This is a genomic window from Streptococcus infantis (genome assembly GCF_047460685.1).
In the GTDB taxonomy this organism is placed as follows: domain Bacteria; phylum Bacillota; class Bacilli; order Lactobacillales; family Streptococcaceae; genus Streptococcus; species Streptococcus infantis_AD.
Genome location: NZ_JASHFS010000011.1, coordinates 60,440 through 84,109, shown reverse-complemented (window position 1 = coordinate 84,109; position 23,670 = coordinate 60,440). Strand labels below are relative to the sequence as shown.

Annotated in this window: 18 protein-coding genes and 1 other RNA gene; 4 read left to right on the top strand and 15 right to left on the bottom strand. The window is 39.9% G+C overall.

Going from position 1 to position 23,670, the window contains the following annotated elements:
* Positions 1–21 precede the first annotated feature (21 nt).
* The 12 genes from fni to QM917_RS06660 form a co-directional block, all read right to left on the bottom strand.
* Positions 22–1,023 carry a type 2 isopentenyl-diphosphate Delta-isomerase gene (gene fni, locus QM917_RS06715; RefSeq protein ID WP_414285307.1) on the bottom strand — a complete coding sequence of 334 codons (1,002 nt, stop codon included), beginning with the start codon at positions 1,021–1,023 and terminating at the stop codon, positions 22–24.
* The gene (locus tag QM917_RS06710) at positions 1,001–2,014 is read right to left on the bottom strand and encodes a phosphomevalonate kinase (protein WP_414285306.1); all 1,014 of its coding nucleotides are present in this window, start codon (positions 2,012–2,014) and stop codon (positions 1,001–1,003) included. Before QM917_RS06710 ends, fni begins: the two co-directional genes overlap by 23 nt.
* Positions 2,001–2,954 carry a diphosphomevalonate decarboxylase gene (mvaD, locus tag QM917_RS06705; protein ID WP_414285305.1) on the bottom strand — a complete coding sequence of 318 codons (954 nt, stop codon included), beginning with the start codon at positions 2,952–2,954 and terminating at the stop codon, positions 2,001–2,003. Before mvaD ends, QM917_RS06710 begins: the two co-directional genes overlap by 14 nt.
* Entirely contained in the window at positions 2,936–3,814 is an 879-nt protein-coding gene (gene mvk / locus QM917_RS06700) for a mevalonate kinase (RefSeq protein WP_414285304.1), read from the bottom strand. Before mvk ends, mvaD begins: the two co-directional genes overlap by 19 nt.
* 123 nt (positions 3,815–3,937) lie before the next feature.
* Positions 3,938–4,987 carry a choline-binding protein CbpJ gene (gene cbpJ / locus QM917_RS06695; protein ID WP_414285303.1) on the bottom strand — a complete coding sequence of 350 codons (1,050 nt, stop codon included), beginning with the start codon at positions 4,985–4,987 and terminating at the stop codon, positions 3,938–3,940.
* Positions 4,988–5,083: 96 nt separating this feature from the next.
* Positions 5,084–5,773, bottom strand: coding sequence for a response regulator transcription factor (locus QM917_RS06690; RefSeq protein ID WP_414285302.1), 690 nt, complete (start codon positions 5,771–5,773; stop codon positions 5,084–5,086).
* 11 nt (positions 5,774–5,784) lie between these two features.
* The gene (gndA, locus tag QM917_RS06685; protein WP_003017375.1) at positions 5,785–7,209 is read right to left on the bottom strand and encodes an NADP-dependent phosphogluconate dehydrogenase; all 1,425 of its coding nucleotides are present in this window, start codon (positions 7,207–7,209) and stop codon (positions 5,785–5,787) included.
* Between the two features lie 76 nt (positions 7,210–7,285).
* Entirely contained in the window at positions 7,286–8,749 is a 1,464-nt protein-coding gene (gene mapZ / locus QM917_RS06680; protein ID WP_414285301.1) for a cell division site-positioning protein MapZ, read from the bottom strand.
* A 12-nt stretch (positions 8,750–8,761) separates the two neighbouring features.
* Complete coding sequence (locus tag QM917_RS06675; RefSeq protein ID WP_414285300.1) at positions 8,762–9,919, bottom strand: THUMP domain-containing class I SAM-dependent RNA methyltransferase; 1,158 nt, start codon at positions 9,917–9,919, stop codon at positions 8,762–8,764.
* A gap of 81 nt (positions 9,920–10,000) precedes the next feature.
* Positions 10,001–10,381, bottom strand: an RNA gene (rnpB, locus tag QM917_RS06670) — RNase P RNA component class B.
* A gap of 18 nt (positions 10,382–10,399) precedes the next feature.
* Complete coding sequence (gene gpsB / locus QM917_RS06665) at positions 10,400–10,729, bottom strand: cell division regulator GpsB (RefSeq protein ID WP_311522587.1); 330 nt, start codon at positions 10,727–10,729, stop codon at positions 10,400–10,402.
* Between the two features lie 69 nt (positions 10,730–10,798).
* Entirely contained in the window at positions 10,799–11,326 is a 528-nt protein-coding gene (locus QM917_RS06660) for a DUF1273 domain-containing protein (RefSeq protein WP_414285299.1), read from the bottom strand.
* Positions 11,327–11,393: 67 nt separating this feature from the next.
* Here QM917_RS06660 and recU point away from each other — a divergent pair, with 67 nt between their 5' ends.
* Positions 11,394–11,990, top strand: coding sequence for a Holliday junction resolvase RecU (recU, locus tag QM917_RS06655; protein WP_414285298.1), 597 nt, complete (start codon positions 11,394–11,396; stop codon positions 11,988–11,990).
* Entirely contained in the window at positions 11,987–14,149 is a 2,163-nt protein-coding gene (gene pbp1a, locus QM917_RS06650) for a penicillin-binding protein PBP1A (RefSeq protein ID WP_414285297.1), read from the top strand. The genes recU and pbp1a overlap by 4 nt, the downstream gene beginning before the upstream one ends.
* 361 nt (positions 14,150–14,510) lie before the next feature.
* On the opposite strand, the gene QM917_RS06645 is transcribed toward pbp1a, so the two are convergent.
* Positions 14,511–16,493: a peptide ABC transporter substrate-binding protein gene (locus QM917_RS06645; protein WP_414285296.1), complete on the bottom strand. Its 1,983-nt coding sequence runs from the start codon at positions 16,491–16,493 to the stop codon at positions 14,511–14,513.
* A 202-nt stretch (positions 16,494–16,695) separates the two neighbouring features.
* On the opposite strand from QM917_RS06645, the gene QM917_RS06640 reads away from it, so the two are divergent.
* Entirely contained in the window at positions 16,696–17,178 is a 483-nt protein-coding gene (locus tag QM917_RS06640) for an S-ribosylhomocysteine lyase (protein WP_000032544.1), read from the top strand.
* 55 nt (positions 17,179–17,233) lie between these two features.
* Here QM917_RS06640 and QM917_RS06635 read toward each other — a convergent pair whose 3' ends face one another.
* The gene (locus tag QM917_RS06635; RefSeq protein WP_075232064.1) at positions 17,234–19,345 is read right to left on the bottom strand and encodes an AAA family ATPase; all 2,112 of its coding nucleotides are present in this window, start codon (positions 19,343–19,345) and stop codon (positions 17,234–17,236) included.
* Positions 19,346–19,829: 484 nt separating this feature from the next.
* Between QM917_RS06635 and QM917_RS06630 the strand changes: the two genes are divergently transcribed.
* Entirely contained in the window at positions 19,830–21,086 is a 1,257-nt protein-coding gene (locus tag QM917_RS06630; protein WP_315640861.1) for an ISL3 family transposase, read from the top strand.
* Positions 21,087–21,167: 81 nt separating this feature from the next.
* Here the strand turns inward: QM917_RS06630 and pflB are convergent, their stop codons facing one another.
* The gene (pflB, locus tag QM917_RS06625) at positions 21,168–23,483 is read right to left on the bottom strand and encodes a formate C-acetyltransferase (protein ID WP_049527379.1); all 2,316 of its coding nucleotides are present in this window, start codon (positions 23,481–23,483) and stop codon (positions 21,168–21,170) included.
* Between the last annotated feature and the right edge of the window lie 187 nt (positions 23,484–23,670).

Here is a 23,670-nt window from a genome sequence, read left to right as displayed (position 1 = left end):
GGGACCAAAATCCCGACCTCCTTATAGTTGATCTTTTGCTTCTTTTAATTTTCCATACAGGAGATAGTCAACCTCTTGTAAATCCTCAATTCTTTTACAATTAAGGGCGCACATAATCAAACGTAGGTCTTCCTTCCAGCTTTCAACAATAGAGATAACGACATCTACTGGGTAGTTTTCGACCAACTCTAACATGGTGCGTGATAGCCCAACTGCCCTTGCTCCAAAGACCAAGCATTTGATAATATCTAGTGGATTGCGAACCCCTCCGCTTACCAGAAGCTCTATTTTATCTTTCCAGTCTTGGGCATTGATAAGAGCCTGCATAGTTGATTGCCCCCAATCATTGAGGTAGTCCCGTTGCCCGCTACGACGATTTTCGATATAGGCAAAACTAGTTCCCCCACGGCCAGACAAATCAACCGTACGTATGCCTATCTCGTATGCCTTAGCAATGGTCTTCACATCCATGCCAAAGCCGACTTCTTTCAAAACAAGGGGAACAGAGATTTGCTCAGCATAATCTTTCAGATTACTTGGCCACAATCTAAATTGACGTTCACCTTCTGGCATGAGCAATTCTTGCATGACATTGACATGAACTTGCAAGAGAAGGGGATTCATCTCTTTCACTGTTTGTAATCCTAGTTCTACAGGCTTGTCTAAGCCAATATTGGTTCCAAGTAGAAGATTAGGGTAACTAGTTTTGACTGAAAAAGAGTCATCTGAAGGATCCTTAAGAGCAGCGCTATAGGAACCCGTTACAAATAAAATTCCACAGGCCTCAGCCACCTGAGCCAATTTTTGATTGATTTCTCTGCCCTTATCACTCCCACCTGTCATGGCATTTATATAAAAAGGAAAGTCCCATTTGCGCCCTGCAAATTCTGTCGAAAGATCAATCTCATCTATGTCATATAAGGGTAGTGAGGAGTGGATTAACTCCACCTCATCAAAACTATTATAAGAACTTTTTTGTTCAAGGGCATAGCGGATGTGCTCATCCTTCCGATTTGTCGTCATGTCCCATCCTTTCTTGATACAAGAGCTCAATCCCTAGATTAGCCCAGCGTTTTTTCAGTAATGTGGTCGAATCTTGGTCAAAACTGAGAGCTATCCCACAGTCTCCACCACCAGCACCACTACTTTTTGCAACAGCTTTCAAGTCTCGGCTGGCATCTTTTAATTGTCTGAGTGAAGGTGTGTAAATATCTGAACTCAAGTTTTCTAAGAGTTGACTAGCTTGTTCTAACAAGGCAATAATGGTTTCTTCTTGACCTGTCTCCAAAACCTTTACCAAGTTAGCTACAGTTTCTTTTGAAGCCAGCAAAAAGCTAGCGTTCATATTCTTCTTGATTTGCTTGACCATATGACTAGACACAGCTACTTCCTTGGTCCAACCAACCAAAAAATCAAATTTCAAGGCTGGTTCAACACTCCTAATAGAAAAGCCCCAATCACGTGCCAATACAGTTGGCAAGTCTTCCTTTTCTAGCCATTGTGACACTTTCTCACGGTCAAAAGACTGATAGAGGACCAGATCTTCTGAAACGATACAGGCGATGTCTCCCATAGAGCCATTATCTCCACGTTTGAGAAGGACTGCACTCGCCAGTTTAAACAAGAGGTCTCTTTCAGCTGGTCTTTCATAAAAAGCAAGTATGGCCTTGATAACCAAAACAACTACACTACCACTAGAACCCAGACCAAACTTCTTGCCCTCACGCTCCATTTTTCCACGAATCTCTAAAGAAAAAGGCTGCAGTTCAACTCCTTGGGCAGTTAGATACTCCTCCACCAAGGCAACTGTTTCTTGAATCAAGGCATAAGAAGAATCCGGTCGCAAGTCTACACTGTAAGTAAACATATCTGAGTAGAGTCGATAAGCATCAGATATTTTAATCTCAGCCGTCATATAGATGGGAATAGCCTTCAGCAAGGCTAACTGCCCTGGCTCTAAAATGGCATACTCACCAGCCCAATAGAGTTTCCCACAAGTTTTAACAATCGTCATCTTGGCTTAAGTCCTTTGTCTTTGATACAATCAAGCGATAGCGTTGTCCTAAGAGTTCTAACAAATGTTCCAAGTCTTTTTCTAAACAAAGAACCTTTACATTAGGCCCTGCGTCCATGGTGAAGTAACAAGATTCTCCTTGTTCTCTAAGCTGACGAACGAAATCCATAGCCTCATAACTCGCATCCGTCAGGTAAGAGAAGGATGGAGTTGCTGTTTTTGTCGTAGCATGCATTGCAAGAGCGTTCTTCTCTGTCAATTCTCCAACTTTTTTAAAGTCGTTTTCCTTGAGGTAGACCAGCATATCCTTGTAGTCTTGTTCAGACTGACGAATCCACTCATCAAATGTTGTCGAAGTTTCCACACAGAGTTTCATCCCATCTCGACTAGAGATTGGTTTTTTCTGGTCTTCCAAGACCAACATGATCATAGCTAGTTTCAAGTCAGTCTCGACTGGATAAATCTCTCCACTATCCTTGTCCCAAGCTGCTAAGGGGCCATAAAAACTACGAGATGAAGAACCCGATGCAAATTTAGCTTCTAAGGCCAACTCTTTACGATCTAGCCCTAATTGGAAGTAAGCATTGCAGGCTTTTACCAGGGCAGATAAGCCACTGGAACTTGAAGAAAGACCTGCTGCTGTCGGCATATTGTTCTTGGTATCGATACGAACAAAACCTGCTCCTTCAGGACGGTAGCGGTCAATGATTTTACTCATCTTTTTATGTTCAGCTTCGTTTTGCAACTGACCATTGATGTAAAACTCATCTGCCCTAGCATCTGCTGGTAAAGGAGAAAGTGTTGTCTCCGTATACATATTTTCTAAGGTTAGAGAGATACTGCTAGTCGCAGGAACCATCTCTTTTTCTGCTTTCTTACCCCAATATTTGATAATGGCAATATTGGCATAGGAACGTACTGTTACAGGCTTTCGATCCATGTCTGAACAGCTCCTTTCTCTTCTAATCTTTCTGCTAGTTCTTGCGCTTGGCTCTCATTAGCAACCAAGGCAATGATACAGCCACCTAGACCACCACCACTCATCTTGGCACCTAGAGCTCCATGTGCAAGAGCAGTTTCAACCAAGGCATCTGCCTCAGGGCTACTAACTCCGATTTCTTTTAGATTTCCATGAGCTTTGGTTAGAATTTCTCCTAGCTTCATAGTATCTTTTGTTTGAATAGTTTTTTCTGCTTCTTGGGTCAACTCTCCTAGTGCATGCAAGAAAGGTAAGGCATCCTTGCCCTTGCTCTGCACGACTTGGATAGCTTCACGAGTATGTCCATAAACTCCAGTATCTGCAATGACCAGATAAGCTGATAAATCCATGGCTAATTCTTCAAAACCTACATTCTTGATAAAACGAATAGGCTGGTCACTAAGACAGGTCTTGGCATCCAAACCACTAGGATTCATATGGGCAATCATCTCCGCCCGATTGACCAAAATTTCTAACACGTCATGTGGAAGTTCTGCTTGGTAATAATCAAATACTGCACGAATGGCCGCAATACTAATGGCTGCTGAAGAACCCATCCCTCGCTTTTCCGGAATAGCCGAGTCAATTTGACAACGAATGCAAGCATTTTTGATATTTAGATACTCAAGAGAAGCATAAACAGCCATAGACAAGGTGTCCTCTTCAAACAGACGCCATGGTGTCGCTGCTGGAACCACCCTACAAGTCACTTCAACCTCTAAAAGAGGTAAAGAGATTGCTGGGTAGCCATAAACCACTGCATGCTCTCCTATTAAAATAATTTTACTATGTGCCTGACCGACACCAACTTCTTTTGTCATTTAATCCTACTATCAGATGAAAATCATCTGTTTCTAGATAAAATTTTAGAACTTTATTCCTTTCTATTTTATTATATTTTCACAAAAAAAGCGATTGTTTCCTTTCACAATCGCTTGTTTTCATTATTGTACCCACTCACCATTATAGTTGACCTGGTAGCTACCTACTGTGGTATTTACAGCTAAGGCACCAGAACTATAGGCATAGTACCATTTACCATTAACTTGGAACCAGCCTGTCACCATAGCTCCTGACGAACGAAGATAATACCAAGTATTATCGACATAAATCCAGCCAGTTTTCATATCACCATTTTCAGCATCTAGATAATACCAAGTTGAACCTTCTTGATACCAGCCTGTTGCCATGGCTCCTGATGAACGGAGATAGTACCAATAGCCATTGATAGACACCCAACCTGTTTTCATATCACCGTTTTGAGCATCTAGGTAATACCAAGTTGAACCTTCTTGATACCAACCTGTCGCCATAGCACCTGATGAACGAAGGTAGTACCATTTGTTACCAAGATATTGCCAACCTGTTTGCATTGCAGCAGTTGTTGGATCGAGATAGTACCAAGTTGAGTTATCATTTATCCAACCTGTACGTCTTTCACCACCAAGGTAGTCTTTCCCAGAAGAACCTGTTTTTGCTAGGTAATACCAGTTAGACTGATCATAAAGCCAACCTGTTTTTAAAGAATGGTCTTGGTCAAAGTAATAGTTTGCTAATTTAAGAACTTCTGGGCCTTCAAATCCTTCACCATGTTTTTTGCCAACATTTAACGAATCCTTAGCCTCTAATTGTTGCCAACCAACAAATTCTTGTAGGACCCCATCTTGATTAAAGTAATACCATTTTGACATTGGCATATATTCTAATCTGATACCATTGGGGTAAGGACCAATGGTACTACCTTCATCTGGCATAGGAATATACTGCCAACCTACTACCATTTCTCCCATATAGTCAAAAAAGTAGGTTTTCCCATCAATCACTCGCCAGGCCGTTTCTTTGATGTCACCCTTCTTGTAGTAGGTTCTACCATTTTCTTGAACAAATTTCCAGCCTTCAGAATCTGAATCATCCGCAAATACTGTACTTGTTGCTAACAGACCAAAGAAGAAGACTGCGAGTCCAACTTGCATCATTTTTTTCAGAAATTTCATTCTTGTTTCCTCCAAAATGATTCTAGCAAAGTTCAAATCATATGTCAACATTTCAACGACTCAAAAAAAAGCAGTTACAAAACTGCAACTGCTTTTCTATTCTTGCATGGTATAACCAACACCACGCACGGTTTTAATGTAGCTTTTCTGACCTTTTACATCCAGCTTGCTACGTAGATAACGGATATAGACATCCACGATATTGGTTTCGGTCGCACTTTCATACTTCCAGACACTTTCCAACAACTGCTCACGAGTCAGAACTTTCTTGCTTCCCATTAGAGTAGCCAAAAGGTCATACTCACGACGCGTCAGAGCAATCATCTCTTCGCCACGATAAACGGTATGATGTTCTACATCCATACGCAGATTTCGGTAAGACGTTGGAACCTTCATCTGACTACAGTGTTGGTCGATAAAGTCCCGACCTCGGAAAATGGCTGAAATACGAGCTACCAGATTCTCAATAATAACTGGCTTATAGATGTAAGAAACAGCGAAACGCTGGATTGTTTCAAGTTGGTCTTGCAATTCTTCTCGATGGTCCAAGACCATGATCACCGAAGCTGGCTTAGTCCGACTCAAGTTATCCGCAAAATCCTGGGCTGTCATATCCCCTAGATGAGCATTCAGTAAAATCAAGTCATAGTCAGTCTGAAGAGCCATGGAGAGGGCTTTTTGTCCCTCTTCTACCTGATCAACTCGGTATTGCTCTTTTTGGAGTTCCAGACTTAAAAAATGAGCTAGATTTCTTTCTTTCTCAAGTAATAAAATCCGTTTCCCCATGGCTGACCTACTTATTTTTCGTCATACCAAGAGTAGTGGAATGTTCCTTCTTTGTCTTTACGTTGGTAAGTGTGGGCACCAAAGTAGTCACGTTGTGCTTGGATCAAGTTCGCTGGAAGGTCAGCTGAACGGTAGCTGTCAAAGTAAGTGATAGCTGCTGAGAATGTTGGTACTGGTACACCAGCTTGAACAGCAAGAGCTACGATATCACGAACTGATTGTTGGTACTTAGCAGTTACGTCCAAGAAGTACTCATCCAAAAGAAGGTTAGCAAGATCTGCATCACGGTTGTAAGCATCTGTAATCTTTTGCAAGAAACGTGAACGGATGATACATCCATCGCGCCAAATAGAAGCGATATCTGCAAATGGCAAATTCCAGTTGTTTTCTTTAGAAGCTACACGCAATTGCGCAAAACCTTGGGCGTATGAGATGATTTTTGAGAAGTAAAGGGCTTGGCGGATTTTTTCAATCAATTCAGCCTTGTCGCCTTCAAATTTGAAAGCAGCTGGTTTTGGAAGCACCTTGCTGGCATGTACACGTTCTTCTTTATATGTAGAGATGTAACGGGCAAATACTGACTCAGTGATGAGTGACAATGGCACACCAAGGTCAAGAGCTGATTGGCTAGTCCATTTACCAGTTCCTTTGTTTCCTGCAGCATCCAAGATGTAGTCTACGATTGGTCCATCTTGACCTTCATCGTCTTTGCGTCCAAGGATATCAGCTGTAATTTCAATCAAGTAGCTGTCCAATTCACCCTTGTTCCACTCAGTAAAGATTTCAGCCATGTCTTCTGCAGAAAGACCAAGCAAGTGTTGCATAAGATCGTAGCTTTCTGCGATCAATTGCATATCACCGTACTCGATCCCATTGTGGACCATTTTTACATAGTGACCAGCTCCATCAGGACCGATGTAAGTTACACATGGTTTTCCATCTTCTGGTGCTTTAGCAGAGATTTCTTCAAGAACATCTGCTACTAAGTCATAAGCTTCTTTTTGTCCACCAGGCATGATTGAAGGACCTTCAAGGGCACCTTTTTCACCACCAGAAACACCTGTACCGATAAAGTTGATACCTGAGTTAGCCAATTCTTCATTACGACGAATAGTATCTTTATAGAAAGTATTCCCTCCATCGATCAAGATATCACCTTTATCCAAGTGTGGAAGAAGGGCTTGGATGGTCGCATCTGTACCAGGTCCTGCTTGAACCATCAGCATGATACGACGTGGTTTTTCAATTGAGTTTACGAAGCTTTCGATATCATAGCTTGGCACGAAGTTTTTATCAGGGTGGCAAGCAATCACATCTTCAGTTTTTTCTTTACTACGGTTATAAATAGCAACTGTATAACCACGAGATTCAATATTAAGGGCAAGGTTACGACCCATTACGGCCATACCAACAACACCAAAGTTAGCTTTTGTCATGTGACACTCCTCTTGTTTAATATGTTTTATTTTATCATGTTTATCTGTGAAAAGAAAGAATTTTGTAACAATTTGACTAGTAGTCTAAATCATCCGCATGTCCAGAACCATTCCCTACAAAGTAACCTGTCTTACAATTAAGGGTAAAGAGATAGGTACCATCTGGTTTATAAAGATTATAGTAGCCATTACCATTAACAATATTCACAGGTTCCAAAATATATTGGTTGCCTGTAATGTAGCCACGCGCACGCGAAGTCTCAAGAATGCGTTCAAGGACACCATCTGCAAAAGTCCAAGCAGGATCACTACTATCACTTACAGCGGCTTGATTGTACGGTACTCGACTGACACTTCTTTGTAGGTTCACACCATTGCTTGCTAGTCCACTATTTAGGATATTACTTGCTGAGGCTGTTTCACCCGCTGAAGTTGATGCATTAGCAGAGCTGCTAGCATTGCTTTCAGTTGCAGAACTTGACTCTGCTTGGCTTGATGAACTTGACTGACTACTGCTTGAGCTTGTAGAACTTGAAAGTTGACTCTTACCGAGACTAATAGCCTTAGCTAGCAGTTTATCAATTTCAGTATTCCCAGTCTTAACTTCGGTAAATTTAGCATCTGCCTTTACTTTAGCATTTGTATTTAGAACACCATCTGTGATAGCTGGTGTTTCAAATTGAGCATTAACATCTTGTACCGCTTTGATTTGTGTTTCAAGACTATCGTATTTTGATTTGGCAAGAGTATGCTCACTAGCTCCCTCAAGTTTATCTAAAAGTTCTTTGAGCTGACTCAGCTGACTAAACTGACTATTTTTTAGGGCAGTTTTATTCTCATCAGTATAAAAAGTATCATAGAGACTGTTAAATTGATTGAGAATTGCTTGATTACTTACCAAACCTGTATCAGATGACTGAGACTGAATTTCTTGAGAAGAACGCGTAATTTGACGATAAACGTAGTAGCTACCCCCAATAATCAAGACAATAATCGCTAAAAGAGCTGACAAGATGACCCACAGTTTTTTGTTTTGTGGCTCATCTTCTGCTTGAGCAGAGCGAGATAAAGATTGATGTTCCTCTTGCAAAGCTTCTTCATCCTCTGCAACAAGGGGCTCAGTTACAGGTTCCACTGGGTTTTTATCCATAACCAAGGTTTCCTCTAGTGGCGGAAGGAGAAATTCTTCCGTTGCTACTCCCTCTTCTTCAGCAGCAATCTCTAAGTCAGGGACTTCTTCTACTGGTTCAACCTCTTCATCAATTGTTTCTTTGGCGTCTTGAAGCAAATCATCTAGACTTCGAAGTTCCTCTTTCTTCGCCTGAATGTTAGTAAATTTATCAGCTTCGATTTCTTCACGGTGTTGTTTAATGTATTTGTCCAAAATCGTATCATCAGGAGTTACTCCTGCTTCGATTTCTTCATTTTTTCGAATAACTTGTCCAACTGTCAGATCCTTAGCTTCCTCAAAATCAAACTGAGGTTCCTGAGATATTTTCTCAGGTTCTAACAACTCTTCTTTTTTATCCTTTGGATCCATGGCAACTCCTTTCTAATCTGTCAAATTTCTTTTGACACGTTGACCAAAATATTGATATAAATCAACTTTCAAAGTACCATTGTAGAGTTTTCGTTTTTTGTCCGCCTGACTACCATATTTGCTTTCAAAGGCTTCATCACTAGTCAGGATAAATTTACTCCACGTCTTGAGAGGCTCAAAAACCTCACCCATTTCAGCATAGAGCTTGGTAACCCCTGCATCATCTGACAAGCGTTCACCATAAGGCGGGTTAGAGATAATCACCCCATTGATCTTATCCGTACGCAAATCCTGTACGCGCATCTGTTTAAAGAGAATATCTCCAGATACTCCTGCTGCCTGGGCATTGGCCTTAGCAATTTCCACCATGCGAGCATCAATATCACATCCCATAATATCCAGTTCAAACTCACGATCCACTTTCTTAGCTGCCTCTGTGCGAATTTCTTGAATCAAGCGGTCACTGACCCAGTTCCATTCTTCAAAGGCAAAGGAACGACGTAAACCAGGCGCCATCTTGCGCGCAATCATAGCTGCCTCAATACAAAAAGTTCCCGAACCACAGGTTGGATCAATCAAAGGCTTATCAGGGTACCAGTTAGAAAGTTGCAAAATCGCAGCTGCCATATTTTCTTTGATCGGAGCTCCACCTTTTTCAGTACGGTAACCACGTTTAAAGAGACTTGACCCTGTTGTATCAATCATAACAGTCGCTACATCTTTCAAAATGGAAACTTCAATCTTGAACTCTGGACCATTCTCCATCAGGGGAACACCTTCTGGTCGGGCATAGTGTTTTTGTAGTTTCTTAACAACTGCCTTCTTAGAAATTGCCTGCACACTGGGTTCATTGTGTAATTTTGATTTGACACACTTAGCCTTTGCAATTGGGAAACGTGCTCCAAGTGGGAGATAGTTCTCCCAATCTAGAGCAAAAACACCTTGAAAGAGTTCTTCAAATGTTTTTGCAGGAAAAGTTCCCACAACGATTTTGATTCTATCTGCAGCTCTTAGCCACAGGTTAGTTTGGATAATCGCTTTAACATCACCTTGAAAACGAACACGCCCATTTTCAACTTGACAATCATAACCCAAATCTCTTACTTCACGCCCAACTACAGCTTCCAAACCCGCCGCAGCAGTCGCAATTAAATTAAATGTTGTTTTCATTTCAGTCTTTTATAGACCTTTCTTTATTCACTTTAAAAAATGAGGTTGAGAATATATCTCAGCCCCAACCTATATGCAATTTTCTATAAGCCATGTTTTGTTCCAGAAGTGACTAGGACCACTTCCTTCGATAATCATCTGTCTACCACTAGCAGCTCTAGCTGATAGCAGTCAGAGTACTACGTTCGTTTCCGCGCACTCCATGCCCCGACCAAAATTTGGGTTGCTAGCTTGAGGGGTTTACCGCGTTCCACTCTCTCCGTTTCCAGAGAGACTCCGTCACTGTGGCACTTTCAAGCCTACTCTGACCTATCAAAAGACTTAGCCATTTCAACTGCCGTAACGATTTCTCGTCCCTAGGCTTATGGTTTCGCCTAGCACAAACACTACAGGCATCACAGCCTGTGCTAGCATGGACTTTCCTCATGAAAAGAAATTCTCTTCACGCGATTATCCAAAAATTGCACAACAAAATCATTCTTAGAAATCAGAATTATCCAAGATTTGTTTGCCAAATACTTCTTTTTCAAGACGATTCAAACGTTTCAAAATATCAAAGTTTGTCATAGAAGTCGTACTTCCATGATCTGCTGATTCAGAAGTTGCTGGTGCCACTTGAGGTTTTTTCGCCAATTCTTCTTTAAGCTCCGCGATTTCTGAACGCAATGATTTTACTAATGCTGCATAAGTTTCATAATCCTTGATGACATCATCCAAGAATTCATCAACCTCTGCTTTACTATATCCACGTACTTCTCTTCCAAAATCCTGTTCAAAAATATCTTTTGCTGTAAAAATAATACTTGCCATGTCTCTCTCCATTCTCAGTTGCTAGTATTATTATATAAAAAAAGGCAAACAAAAAGCAAGGTCAAAGGCTCAATTTTCGGAAAAATTTTCAGCTACTTCGTTTAATTCCTCAAATGTTAATCTTTTTGTAATATAGTTGTCTTTCTTTTTCATCAGTTCGTAAAAATACTTCAGTTTTGTTTCATTTTCTTCATCATAAAAAAGATAGGCTCCATCTGTATTTTCAAGTAAGAAAAGTTGATAATCTCGTAATTGACCCTTGTGCTCGTAGTTTGGATAGGCGTACTTAACAAAATCAACTTGTTTAAATTCACTCAGTTTGACCTGATTTCCCTCATTCCAGTTTTCCCCATGAGTCTCAAAATCAAAGATAGTGGCAAGTTGGAAACCAAAGTCATCTTTCATATCTCTAGCCACCTCTAAAACCCAGTGTTCAAATCCCAGTGTTCCCGTAAATACCAACCATTTCACCCCTTCGTCTGCCATTTTTTCCAAATCTCTACGAATGGCTTTTTTAATAATTTTTAAACGAATATCTTTGTCATTAAACAATCCTAAATCAAAGCTAGAATAGCCTAAAACCAAGGCTGTATGCATTTTTTCACCCTTTCTGTTCACTTTTATGGTATAATAGAGTGATGTTATTGTACCAATAAGGAGAATTATGGTCAACTATCCTCATAAACTTTCATCGAAAAAAAAACAAGAAGTCACCTCACAAATTAAAAATTTCGCAAATCGTGGGATGACCTTTGAAAAGATGATCAATGCTACAAACGAGTATTATCTGACACACGGTTTAGCTGTTATCCATAAGAAACCAACTCCTGTTCAGATTGTCCGCGTAGACTATCCGCAGCGTAGTCGGGCTAAGATTGTTGAAGCTTATTTTAGACAGGCATCGACTACCGATTATTCTGGAGTTTATGAAGGGTTTTACATCGATTTCGAAGCTAAGGAAACTAAGCAAAAACATGCCATTCCGATGAAGAACTTCCATCCTCATCAGATTCGGCATATGGAACAAGTCCTTGATCAAAAAGGGATTTGCTTTGTCCTTCTTCATTTTTCTTCTTATCAAGAAACGTATTTATTGCCGGCACTTGACCTCATCCGTTTTTATCATCAGGATATGGGGAAAAAGTCAATGCCGCTTGACTATATCAAAGAATTCGGTTATGTGATTGAGCAGTCTGCTTTCCCACAAATTCCTTACCTTGATACAGTCAAACAACATTTACTAGGTGGTAAAACAATATGAACAAACAAACTATCTTGCGCATCGTTAAATACCTCAGCATTGTTACGATTAGCTTATTTATCGTAGCTTTCCTACTTGGCGGTGGTGTATTTCTTCACTATGCAAACAAGGCTCCTGAACTCTCTGAAAGCAAACTTGTTGCAACTACATCAAGTAAAATTTATGATAGCAAAAATGAACTCATTGCAGATTTAGGTGCTGAACGTCGTGTCAATGCTCAAAGTAGTGATATTCCTACTGATCTTGTCAATGCGATTGTCTCTATCGAGGATCATCGCTTCTTTAACCACAGAGGAATTGATAGCATTCGAATAGCAGGAGCTTTCCTACGTAACCTCAGTAGTAATGGTGGTCTTCAAGGGGGATCAACCTTGACCCAACAGTTGATTAAGCTGACTTATTTCTCAACATCAACAGCTGATCAAACCCTATCCCGTAAAGTTCAAGAGGCTTGGTTGGCTATCCAGCTAGAGCGAACTGCAACTAAGCAAGAAATATTGACCTATTACGTCAATAAGGTCTACATGTCAAATGGTAACTATGGTATGCAGACAGCTGCGGAAAACTATTATGGTAAGGACCTCAAAGACTTGTCCATCCCACAACTTGCACTCTTAGCAGGTATGCCACAGGCTCCAAACCAATACGATCCCTATTCTCATCCTGAAGCAGCCCTTGAAAGACGAAACCTCGTTTTGTCAGAAATGCAAAAACAAGGCTACCTTACAGCCGAGCAATATGAAACAGCAATCAATACCCCAATCACAGATGGACTTCAAAGTCTAAAATCTGTTAATAGCTATCCACCGTACATGGATAACTATCTTAAAGAAGTTATTGACCAAGTAGAGCAAGAGACAGGTTATAATCTATTAACAACAGGTATGGAAGTCTATACAAACGTCGACCAAGAGGTACAAAAACGCCTTTGGGATGTTTACAATACAGACGAATACGTTGACTATCCAGATGATGACCTTCAAGCTGCTTCTACTATCGTTGATGTTACAAATGGTAAAGTCATCGCTCAACTTGGTTCTAGACACCAATCAAGTAATGTTTCATTCGGTATCAACCAAGCCGTCGAAACAAACCGTGACTGGGGTTCTACTATGAAACCAATCACAGACTACGCCCCTGCACTTGAGTACGGAATCTTCGACTCTACTGCAGCAACGATTAATGATGCCCCTTATAACTATCCTGGAACAGACATTCCTGTCTATAACTGGGATAAAACCTACTTTGGAAATATCACTCTCCAGTACGCAATTCAACAATCTCGTAACGTACCAGCCGTTAAAACACTTGAAAAAGTTGGATTAGACCATGCCAAGACCTTCTTGAATGGTTTAGGAATTGATTACCCATCAATGGTATACGCAAATGCTATCTCAAGTAATACAGTTGAATCTCATAAACAGTACGGAGCAAGTAGTGAAAAAATGGCTGCTGCCTATGCTGCCTTTGCTAACGGCGGTATCTATCACAAACCAATGTATATCAATAAAGTTGTCTTTAGTGATGGCAGTTCAAAAGAGTTTTCAGATCAAGGGACTCGCGCCATGAAGGAAACAACCGCCTACATGATGACAGAAATGATGAAAACCGTATTAACTTACGGAACTGGTCGTGGAGCCTACATGTCATGGCTTCCACAAGCTGGTAAAACTGGTACTTCAAACTATACAGACGATGAAATTGAGAACTACATTAAGAACACTGGGTATGTTGCTCCAGATGAAATGTTCGTAGGATATACTCGTAAGTATTCAATGGCCGTTTGGACTGGTTACTCAAACCGTCTTACTCCAATCGTAGGAGATGGATTTAGAGTCGCTGCAAATATCTACCGCTCAATGATGGGATATCTGTCAGAGGATGATCATCCTGGTGATTGGACAATGCCTGAAGGTTTGTATCGTAACGGAGAATACGTCTTTAAGAACGGTGCTCGTAACAACTGGATTCCACAGTCAACTCAAGCAAGTTCGACAACAGAGAGCTCAAGTTCAAGTACAACTTCAACAACTGAAAGTCCAAGTTCTTCGAATGATAATACGAATGGCGCTACCAATCCAAATGCCTCAGTACCAAACACAACTACAAATAGTCAACAACAAAATCCAGCCCCACAAAATACACAAGGGCAACAATAAAATATAAAAAACTGAGGATTTATTCTCAGTTTTTTATATGCAGTTTTTTATGGTGGAATCTTAATTTTTATAAAGCCAAACTTTGTAAAATAGGAAGAGAAACAACTGAACAGACTAAAAACTGTCAAAGTTATCTCAATCACAACCTTATCCCAAACACATGATAAATAGTCGGGAAAACTGTTTAATATTATAGATAAAAGATACCTTATTTTTATGTAGTTTATCTATGAACAGGGGCGTGACTTAGAAAGTCTAATCTACTACTTCAATGCCGGGATTAAACCAATAATCAACATGCTAAACTAAAGTCTCAGGAAGGGTATCAAAAGGCCAGACTTTTTGTCCGGCCTCTTTTTTATTATTTAACATGATTTGCAAGGTCTTCTTGCGCTTTTTTATTAGATTCTTCTTTTTCTTTCTTCCATTTATCTTGAGCTTTTTGATATTCATCAGCAGTTACTGGCTTATCTTGAAGGTCAAGGTATTTGTACAAGAGTGCTTCACTTGTTCCCTTGTTACCTGAGTAAGCAAATGGAAGTGTGAATGGCACCATCTTAGACAACATTGGACGTCCAGTTTTAGAAGTTGTTGGAATAATCAATGCACTATCTGTCAACCAAGCTTGGGCAGCAGCATATTTATCATAACGTTTTGAAACGTCAGTGTCTTCATTTCCAGCTTCAACAACCATCTTTTCGTAATCTTCCAAACCAACTTGTTTGGCAGCTGCATTGTTTGTGCCTGAATCAAATCCTAGGTAAGTCTTAGTATTTTCACCTACTGATGGTTTGATGATATCAAGGTATGTAGATGGGTCGATGTAGTCCGGAGACCAACCAACGTTATCTGAAAGGTCCCAATCTTCACCGGCAGCCGTTTCAGCAAAGTAAGTAACATTGAGGACTTCATCTTTTTGAAGTTGTTGGATATCAATAACGACATTGTCAGTTCCTAATGTTGCTTCAAGCGATTGTTTCAATGATTGAACACGTTGAACTTTTGTAGTATTGGTTTGGTCAACTGGCATATCCAAGTGGATTGGGAATTGAACACCCTCTACTTGGAGAGCTGTCTTAGCCTTAGCAAACTCTGCTTTCGCTTTTTCAGGATTGTAAAGACCATCTTGAGCGTCTTCTAGATTGACATCTTTCCACTCATCACCATAGGTCACTAATTTTTCCTTAACTAAGTCACCAAAGTTTTTACCATCTGCTTGAACAAATGTTGGTGGTACGAACAAGTTACGAAGGAGTTTGCTTGCTCCACTTGCTCCATTAACTTGAGAAGCATAGGCTGTTCTATCAAAACCAAAGGCGATGGCTTGACGGAAGTCTTTGTTAAGAAGAGCTTTCTTAGTTGAAGTCTTTTGCTCGTCTGTAGTCTTAGAAGTATATTTGTAAGACTGACGGTCAATATTCGTACCGACTAAGAAAGTTGTAGAATCTTGTGTTGTATAAACGATGTTATCCTTAAACTCTTTTTCAAGTTCAGAGTAGCTTCCACTTGTTGGGAAGAGAAGGGCCATTGAGAAACCACCATCTTTAAAGGTTTCTGCAAGTTTGTTATTGTCTTGACCATCCCAGAATGAAAGTTTTACTTTATCAATATGAACATTGTCCTTATCCCAGTAGTTTGGATTCTTTTCAAATTCTACTGAAGATTTTGCTACCAATGATTTCAACAAGAAAGGACCATTATAAAGGATACTGCTTGGATCTGTTGCTTTAGCAAAGTCACTTCCTTTAGAAGTAAGGAATTCTTCATTGACTGGTGCAAGAATTCCCATGGTTGTCTTAGAGTTCCAGAAGCTTTCTGGTTTGTTCAAAGTGTATTGAACTGTTTGATCATCTACAGCCTTGATTCCAACTTCTGAGAAGTCTTTAACTTCACCTTTTACATAAGCATCAAGACCTTTAATAGATTCTTGAACAAGATAAAGGGCTTCTGACTTATTGTCAGCCGCATACTTAAGACCTGTTACAAAGTCTTGCGCTTTCACTGGTGCATACTCTTCGCCTTCAGAAGTGTACCACTTAGCATCTTTACGGATTGTGTAAGTGTAAGTCAACCCGTCTTTAGACACTGACCAATCTTCTGCCAAAGATGGCACGAAGTTACCGTAGCGGTCATTCTCCATCAAACCATCAACGACATTACTTGTGATATTAGCAACCGCAGCCTTACCAGTTGTCAAATAGTTGAGACTATCTGGATCTGTTTCATAAACATAAGAAAAAGTTTTCTCACCCTTTGCACTAGAGCCTGAACCTGAACAAGCTGCCAAAACACCAGACGCTAACAGAGTCACCCCTGCTAGGGCCATTACTTTTGAAAATTTCATAATAAACTCCTTTATGACTTTTTATACATTATAATCCCTTTTCAGCCAAGTGTCAATACAATTTTCAGAATTTTTCAAATTGATTTAAAAACATTTTTATGAGAAACTTTTAAAAAAACCATCTGAGAAAAAGTTCTTTTATTGACAGTTCTCAAACAAATCTTTATGATATAATGAAAGAAGAAAGTTGAAAGGAAATACCATGTCAAAAGAAGTTATTGTTGAAAGTTTTGAACTCGATCACACCATTGTTAAAGCACCGTATGTCCGTTTAATCGGAGAAGAAACAGGTCCTAAGGGAGATATCATTTCTAACTTTGATATTCGCTTGGTTCAACCAAACGAAGACTCAATCCCTACTGCTGGTCTTCATACGATAGAGCACCTCTTGGCCAAACTCATCCGTACTCGCATTGACGGGATGATTGATTGTTCACCATTTGGCTGTCGTACAGGTTTCCATATGATTATGTGGGGACGTCATACTAGCGCAGAAATCGCTGCTGTCATCAAGGATTCACTCAAAGAAATCGCTGAAACAACAACTTGGGAAGATGTCCCAGGAACAACCATTGAATCTTGTGGTAACTACAAGGATCATAGCCTATTTTCAGCTAAGGAATGGGCAAAATTGATCCTTGAACAAGGAATCTCAGACGATGCCTTTGAACGTCATGTCATTTAACATAAAAGAACCAGTTTTTTCAACTGGTTCCTTTTTTTATTTTCAAAATCTTGATTTAGGCTTTTTCACGAATGACCAAAACACCATCTTCCATGTCAGCTTCTAGGTGTTTAGCATCAAGGTTATCCAAGTGGAAGTCTGTGACTTTGTCACGAATTTGTTGTTCAACTACACGACGGAGTGGGCGAACACCCATGACTTCATCGTAACCTTCTTCGGTCATATATTCTTTGGCTGCATCGCTCACTGTCAAGTCGATCTCTTTCTTAGCAAGTGTCTTATTGACATCAACCAACATCAAATCTACAATCTTAGAAAGGTCTTCCTTGCTCAAGTGTGAGAATTCAATCACAGCGTTGAAGCGATTGAGGAATTCTGGACGGAAGTAAGGTTTCAAACGATCCATGAGTTCTGGTTTGTCCGCGTCTTCTGTCAAGTTCGCTTCATAACCAAATCCAGCGTTTGAAGTTGCGATAATCACCGTATTCTTGAAGTTGACAGTGTTACCTTGACCATCTGTCAAACGACCATCGTCCAAAACTTGGAGGAGAAGGGTGATGACTTGAGGATCCGCCTTTTCAATCTCGTCAAGAAGAACGATTGAGTATGGATTACGACGAACACGTTCAGTCAAGGTATTGTTGTTATCATCGTAACCAACATAACCTGCAGTTGTACCAATCAATTTAGATACGGCTGTACGGTCGCTATATTCTGACATGTCCAAACGGATGATGGCATCTTTAGTACCAAACATATCAAGAGCCAATTGTTTAGCTAACTCAGTCTTACCAACACCAGTAGGACCTACAAAGAGGAAGCTACCGATTGGACGGTTTCCTTCATCAAAACCAGCACGGTTACGACGAATCGCTTTTGCTACTGCTTCAACAGCCTTGTCTTGGCCAATAACTTTGGTTTGCAAACGGTGACCCATATCTTTCAATCGTTCGATATCGGTTGCACCCATTTGTGATACTGGGATTCCAGTCATCCGTTCGACAGACTCAGCTACATCATTTACAGTAGCTGTAACCTTGTGATCTTCTGTATGGTTGGCAATTTTCTTTTCAAGTTCTTCAATACGAATTTTTGCATTTAATGCCGCTTCATAATCCTCTTTAGCAGCTGCAGCTTCTTGTTTAGCTTTTTCTTCTTCAATTTCATGTTCCACAGCATGCACATCTGTCACTGGGTGTTGTGCTGCCAAGTGAGCAGCTGTGACATCGACTAGGTCGATAGCCTTATCTGGAAAGCTACGTTGTGGAATATATTGAACAGAATAATCAACAGCAGCTTTCAGCACTTCATCTGGCAAGATAACATTATGGTGTTGTTGATATAGATCACGGATCCCTTGGAGAATCTTGAAGGTATCTTCAGCAGATGGAGCATTAACTTTTACTTCGTTGAAACGACGAGCAAGAGCAGCATTTTTCAAAATAGTGTTGCGATATTCATCTTGAGTTGTTGCCCCAATCACTGTCAATTCACCACGTGAAAGAGCTGGTTTCAAGATATCCGCAAGACCTTTAGATCCTTGACCATCTCCTGTGCTACCTGCACCCAGGATTTGATGGATTTCGTCGAAGAAAAGGATAATATTTCCAGCTTCTTTGACCTCATTTACCAAATTTTGAATGTTTTCTTCAAAACTTCCACGGTATTGAGTACCAGCTTCAAGTCCAGAAATATCAATAGAAATGATCTCTTTGTTCTTGATTGCTGCAGGAACGTCACCGTTCACGATAGCTTGGGCCAAACCTTCAACTACGGCTGTTTTACCGACACCAGCATCACCTACAAGAACTGGGTTGTTCTTAGTACGACGAGAAAGAATTTCAGATGTTTCTTGGATTTCCTTATTACGTCCAATAACCGGATCCAACTTTCCTTCACGAGCTTCAGCTGTTAAGTTACGTCCAAGTTTTGCAAGAATACCATCTTGTTTCATAGCTTTACCTTGAACATACTGTGCTTGGTCACTTCCTTCATTTGGGAATTGACCAGTTTGACGGTAAATAGCGAATTCTTCTGGAGTTACTTCACGACTGTTAATCAAGTAACGACGATTTTCAGAACTATATCCACGCATACCGCCCATCAATTGGTTAAATAAATCATCCATGTTGTTAAAGTTATTAAAGTTGTTAAAGTTGTTATTCATATTTCATACCTCGTTTGTTTTCAAATTTACTTAGTCAAAATAATTTGACTTTCTTTGACCTTTGTTTTAAAAAATTTAGACTAGCTAATAGCTACTCTACGTATAATTTCAGGTTTTTCTTTATCCAATACAGGTTTTGCGATTGGACTTCTAAAAATGCTAATGTTAAACATAGGTTGCACCTCTTTTCTAGGTTTTACCCATACTTTGATCTTAAGATGAAATACATAATCACCTTAAAATCAAGGTTTTCTAAGGATTTCCTTATCCTTATGTTCTTAGTTTATCACTTTAGTCAGTTTTAGTCAAGAAGTTTGACCAAGTTTGACTATTTTTTAATATTTTTTTTTACAAAAAAACGGCTCTATAATATTTGTAGTGGGTAAATCCCCTATGGATATTATGGAGCCTATTTTTGTGTAGAAAAAAAGTCCCATATGACCTATAATGAAAAGCGACTAAACAACTCATTAGAAAGATTCATATGGAACAATTACATTTTATCACAAAACTGCTTGATATCAAAGACACAAATATCAAGATTCTAGATATCATCAATAGGGATACACACCAGGAAATTGTCGCTAAACTGGACTATGACGCCCCGTCTTGCCCTGAGTGCGGATGTCAAATGAAGAAATATGATTTTCAAAAACCGTCGAAAATTCCTTACCTCGAAACGACTGGTATGCCTACCAGAATTCTTCTTAAAAAGCGTCGTTTTAAGTGCTATCATTGCTCTAAATTGATGGTCGCTGAGACTTCTATCGTCAAAAAGAATCATCAAATTCCTCGCATCATCAATCAAAAGATTGCTCAAAAGTTGATTGAAAAGACTTCTATGACTGATATTGCACATCAGCTATCCATTTCAACTTCAACTGTCATTCGTAAGCTCAATGACTTTCACTTTAAGCATGATTTTTCTCGTCTTCCAGAGATTATGTCTTGGGACGAGTATGCCTTTACCAAGGGAAAGATGAGTTTTATCGCACAAGATTTTGATCAGCTCAATATCATTACTGTTCTTGAGGGAAGAACACAAGCTATCATCCGCAATCACTTTCTTCGCTACGATAGAGCAGTCCGATGTCGAGTGAAAATCATTACTATGGATATGTTTAGCCCTTACTATGACTTAGCTAGACAACTTTTTCCGTGTGCTAAAATCGTTTTGGATCGTTTTCACATTGTTCAACATCTTAGCCGAGCTATGAGTCGGGTTCGTGTCCAAATTATGAACCAATTCGATAGAAAATCTCATGAATACAAGGCCATCAAACGTTACTGGAAGCTCATTCAACAGGATAGTCGTAAACTCAGCGATAAACGATTTTATCGTCCTACTTTTCGTATGCACTTAACGAATAAAGAGATTCTAGACAAGCTTTTGAGCTATTCAGAAGACTTGAAACACCACTACAATGTCTATCAGCTCTTGCTTTTTCACTTTCAGAATAAGGAGTCAGACAAATTTTTTGGACTTATTGAGGACAATCTAAAGAAGGTTTATCCTCTTTTTCAGACTGTCTTTAAGACATTTCTCAAGGACAAAGAGAAAATTGTCAACGCCCTTCAATTACCCTATTCCAACGGTAAGTTGGAAGCGACTAATAATCTCATTAAACTCATCAAACGAAATGCCTTTGGATTTCGGAACTTTGATAACTTTAAGAAACGAATTTTCATCGCTCTGAATATAAAAATGGAGAGGACAACGATTGTCCTCTCCAGATGTTAGCTTTTATTCAACCCACTACAGTTGACAGAGAGCCAAAAAAACCAGTCAAAATGACTGGTTTTTATTTACTATTTATGAATCTTAGCTCAATGCATCATCCATTGAAAGAACTTCGTGGAAGACACGTTGTGTCAATTCAGTTTTTTGTTCTGGAGTGAGGTACTTAGTATTTACACAGTATCCTGAGATACGTACGATTACGTCTTCACCTGACATGATCTTTTCGTAAACATCGTTCAAGTCCATAACGTTCAAGTTAACGTGTTGTCCACCGTTTTCGAAGTAACCATCAAGGATTGTTACCAAGTTATCAACTTGTTCGTCACGAGTTTTACCAAGAGCACGTGGTGATACTTGAGTTGTCAATGAGATACCATCAGCTGCGTAACCAAAGTCAAGGCTAGCAAGTGAGTTCAAGTTTTGCAACCATCCACCTTTAGCTTTGTTAGATGGGTTAGCACCTGGTGAGAAGAATTCAAGTTTAGACAAGTTCACTGAACCATCTTCGTTGAGGTATACACCTTTGTGGACTGGAGAGTTACCAGTTTGTTTAGAGTAAGCAACGTTAGATGTGATTGTCAAAAGTGATACTGTAGCTTCTGCGTCTTTGTAAAGTTTGTGGCTACGTAGACGAGTTGTGTAAGCTTCGATCAACCATTCTGCCAATTCGTTTGAACGTGGGTCATCTTCACCCCAACGTGGGTATTCACCGATTGTTTCGTAATCGTAGATGTAGCCATTTTCGTCACGGATTGGTTTAACTGTAGCGTACTTGATAGCTGACAATGTGTCAACAGTGTTAGCGAATCCACAGATACCGAATCCCATGTTAGCACGTTGTTTAGTTGGCAAGAAGGCCATTTGAACAGCTTCGTAGTTGTACTTGTCAGTCATGTAGTGGATGATGTTCAAAGCATCTACGTAAGTGTCAGTCAACCAGTCAAGAGATTTTTCAAAGTTTGCTTTAACTGATTCGAATTCAAGAACTTCGTCACGGATTGGTTCGATGTCAAATACTTTGTAGTCTTTATGAACATCGTCGTAACCACCGTTCAAACCAGTAAGAAGAGCTTTAAGAACGTTAACGCGAGCACCGAAGTACTGGATGTTGTGACGTTGTTCTTCGTTTTCTGGGTCAAGTGGAGATACACAACATGAGATACAGCTCATTTCACCATATCCATCTTTAGCCATTGTTGTTACACCTTCGTATTGGATTGAAGAGTGTTTGTGGCTCATGTGCATACAGTAGCGACGGAAGTTGTATGGCAATTTGTCAGTCCAAAGAACTGTCAAGTTTGGTTCTGGAGAGTTACCAATGTTGTCAAGAGTGTTCAAGAAACGGTAGTCCATCTTAGTAACACGGTGACGACCGTCGTTACCCATACCAGCCATAGAAGTTGTGATGAAGGTTGGGTCACCTGAGTACAATTGGTCGTAAGCTTTTGTACGAGCAAATTTAACTGTACGAAGTTTCATAACGAAATCATCAACAAATTCTTGGATTTCTGATTCAGTAAATGTACCACGAGCAAGGTCACGTTCTGCAAAGATGTCCAATACGATTGGCACACGTCCAAGAGATGTAGCCGCACCGTTGATAACACGGCAGACAGCCATAAAGGCAATGTTTACCCATTGGATAGCTTCTTTAACGTTCATCGCTGGTTTACGAACATCAACTCCGTAAAGATCACCCAAGCGAACAACTTGTTGCAATGCTTGATATTGAAGGTTGATTTCTTCACGAAGACGGATTGTTTCTTCATCGATTTCTTCGATTGAGTTCCAATCGTTAACTTTTTCTTGCATCAAGTAGTCTGCACCGTAAAGAGCAAGACGTGCATAAACACCGATGATACGTCCACGTGAGTATGCATCTGGAAGACCAGTTACAGTGTGAGCGTGACGAGCACGACGGATGTTTGAAGTGTAAGCACGGAAGATACCATCGTTAACAGTTGTTACGTATTTAGTGAAAATTTCGTGAACAGCTGGATCTGGTTCGTATCCATTTTCTTTCAAAGTAGTTTCAGCCATACGGATACCACCTTTTGGCATGAAGTTCAATTTGAAGAGTTCATCGTTTTGGATACCATAAATCAATTCGTTTTCTTTGTCGATAAATCCAGCAGGAATATCAGCAATAGAAGTTGGACGAGTGTCCATTGGGAAACGAGTTTCTTCGTAGTGTGCTTTAGTTTCTTCTACGATTTTTTTGATGTGGAGTGAACGTTCTGTTGGTCCTGCAAGGAAGCTTTCGTCTCCATCGTAAGGTGTGTAGTTAGCCTGTACAAAGCGTGATACACTTGCTTTTTCTTTCCAGTCAACACCTTTAAAGCCTTCCCAGGCTTTGTCAAAAATGTCCTGTGCTTCAACAACTGTCTTAACAACCATGTTAATTCCTCTTTTTTCTTTCTAGTAACAGTCATCTGTTACATTCATGTATTCAGTATAACACACAGTAAACGATTTCAACAACTAAAAACTCACTTTTTTAACACTTTCTTTTCTAATACAGTTCAAAATATGCCACAAACTGTATTATATTTTTGAAAGAGGTTATTTTGATTTTCATTTTTTC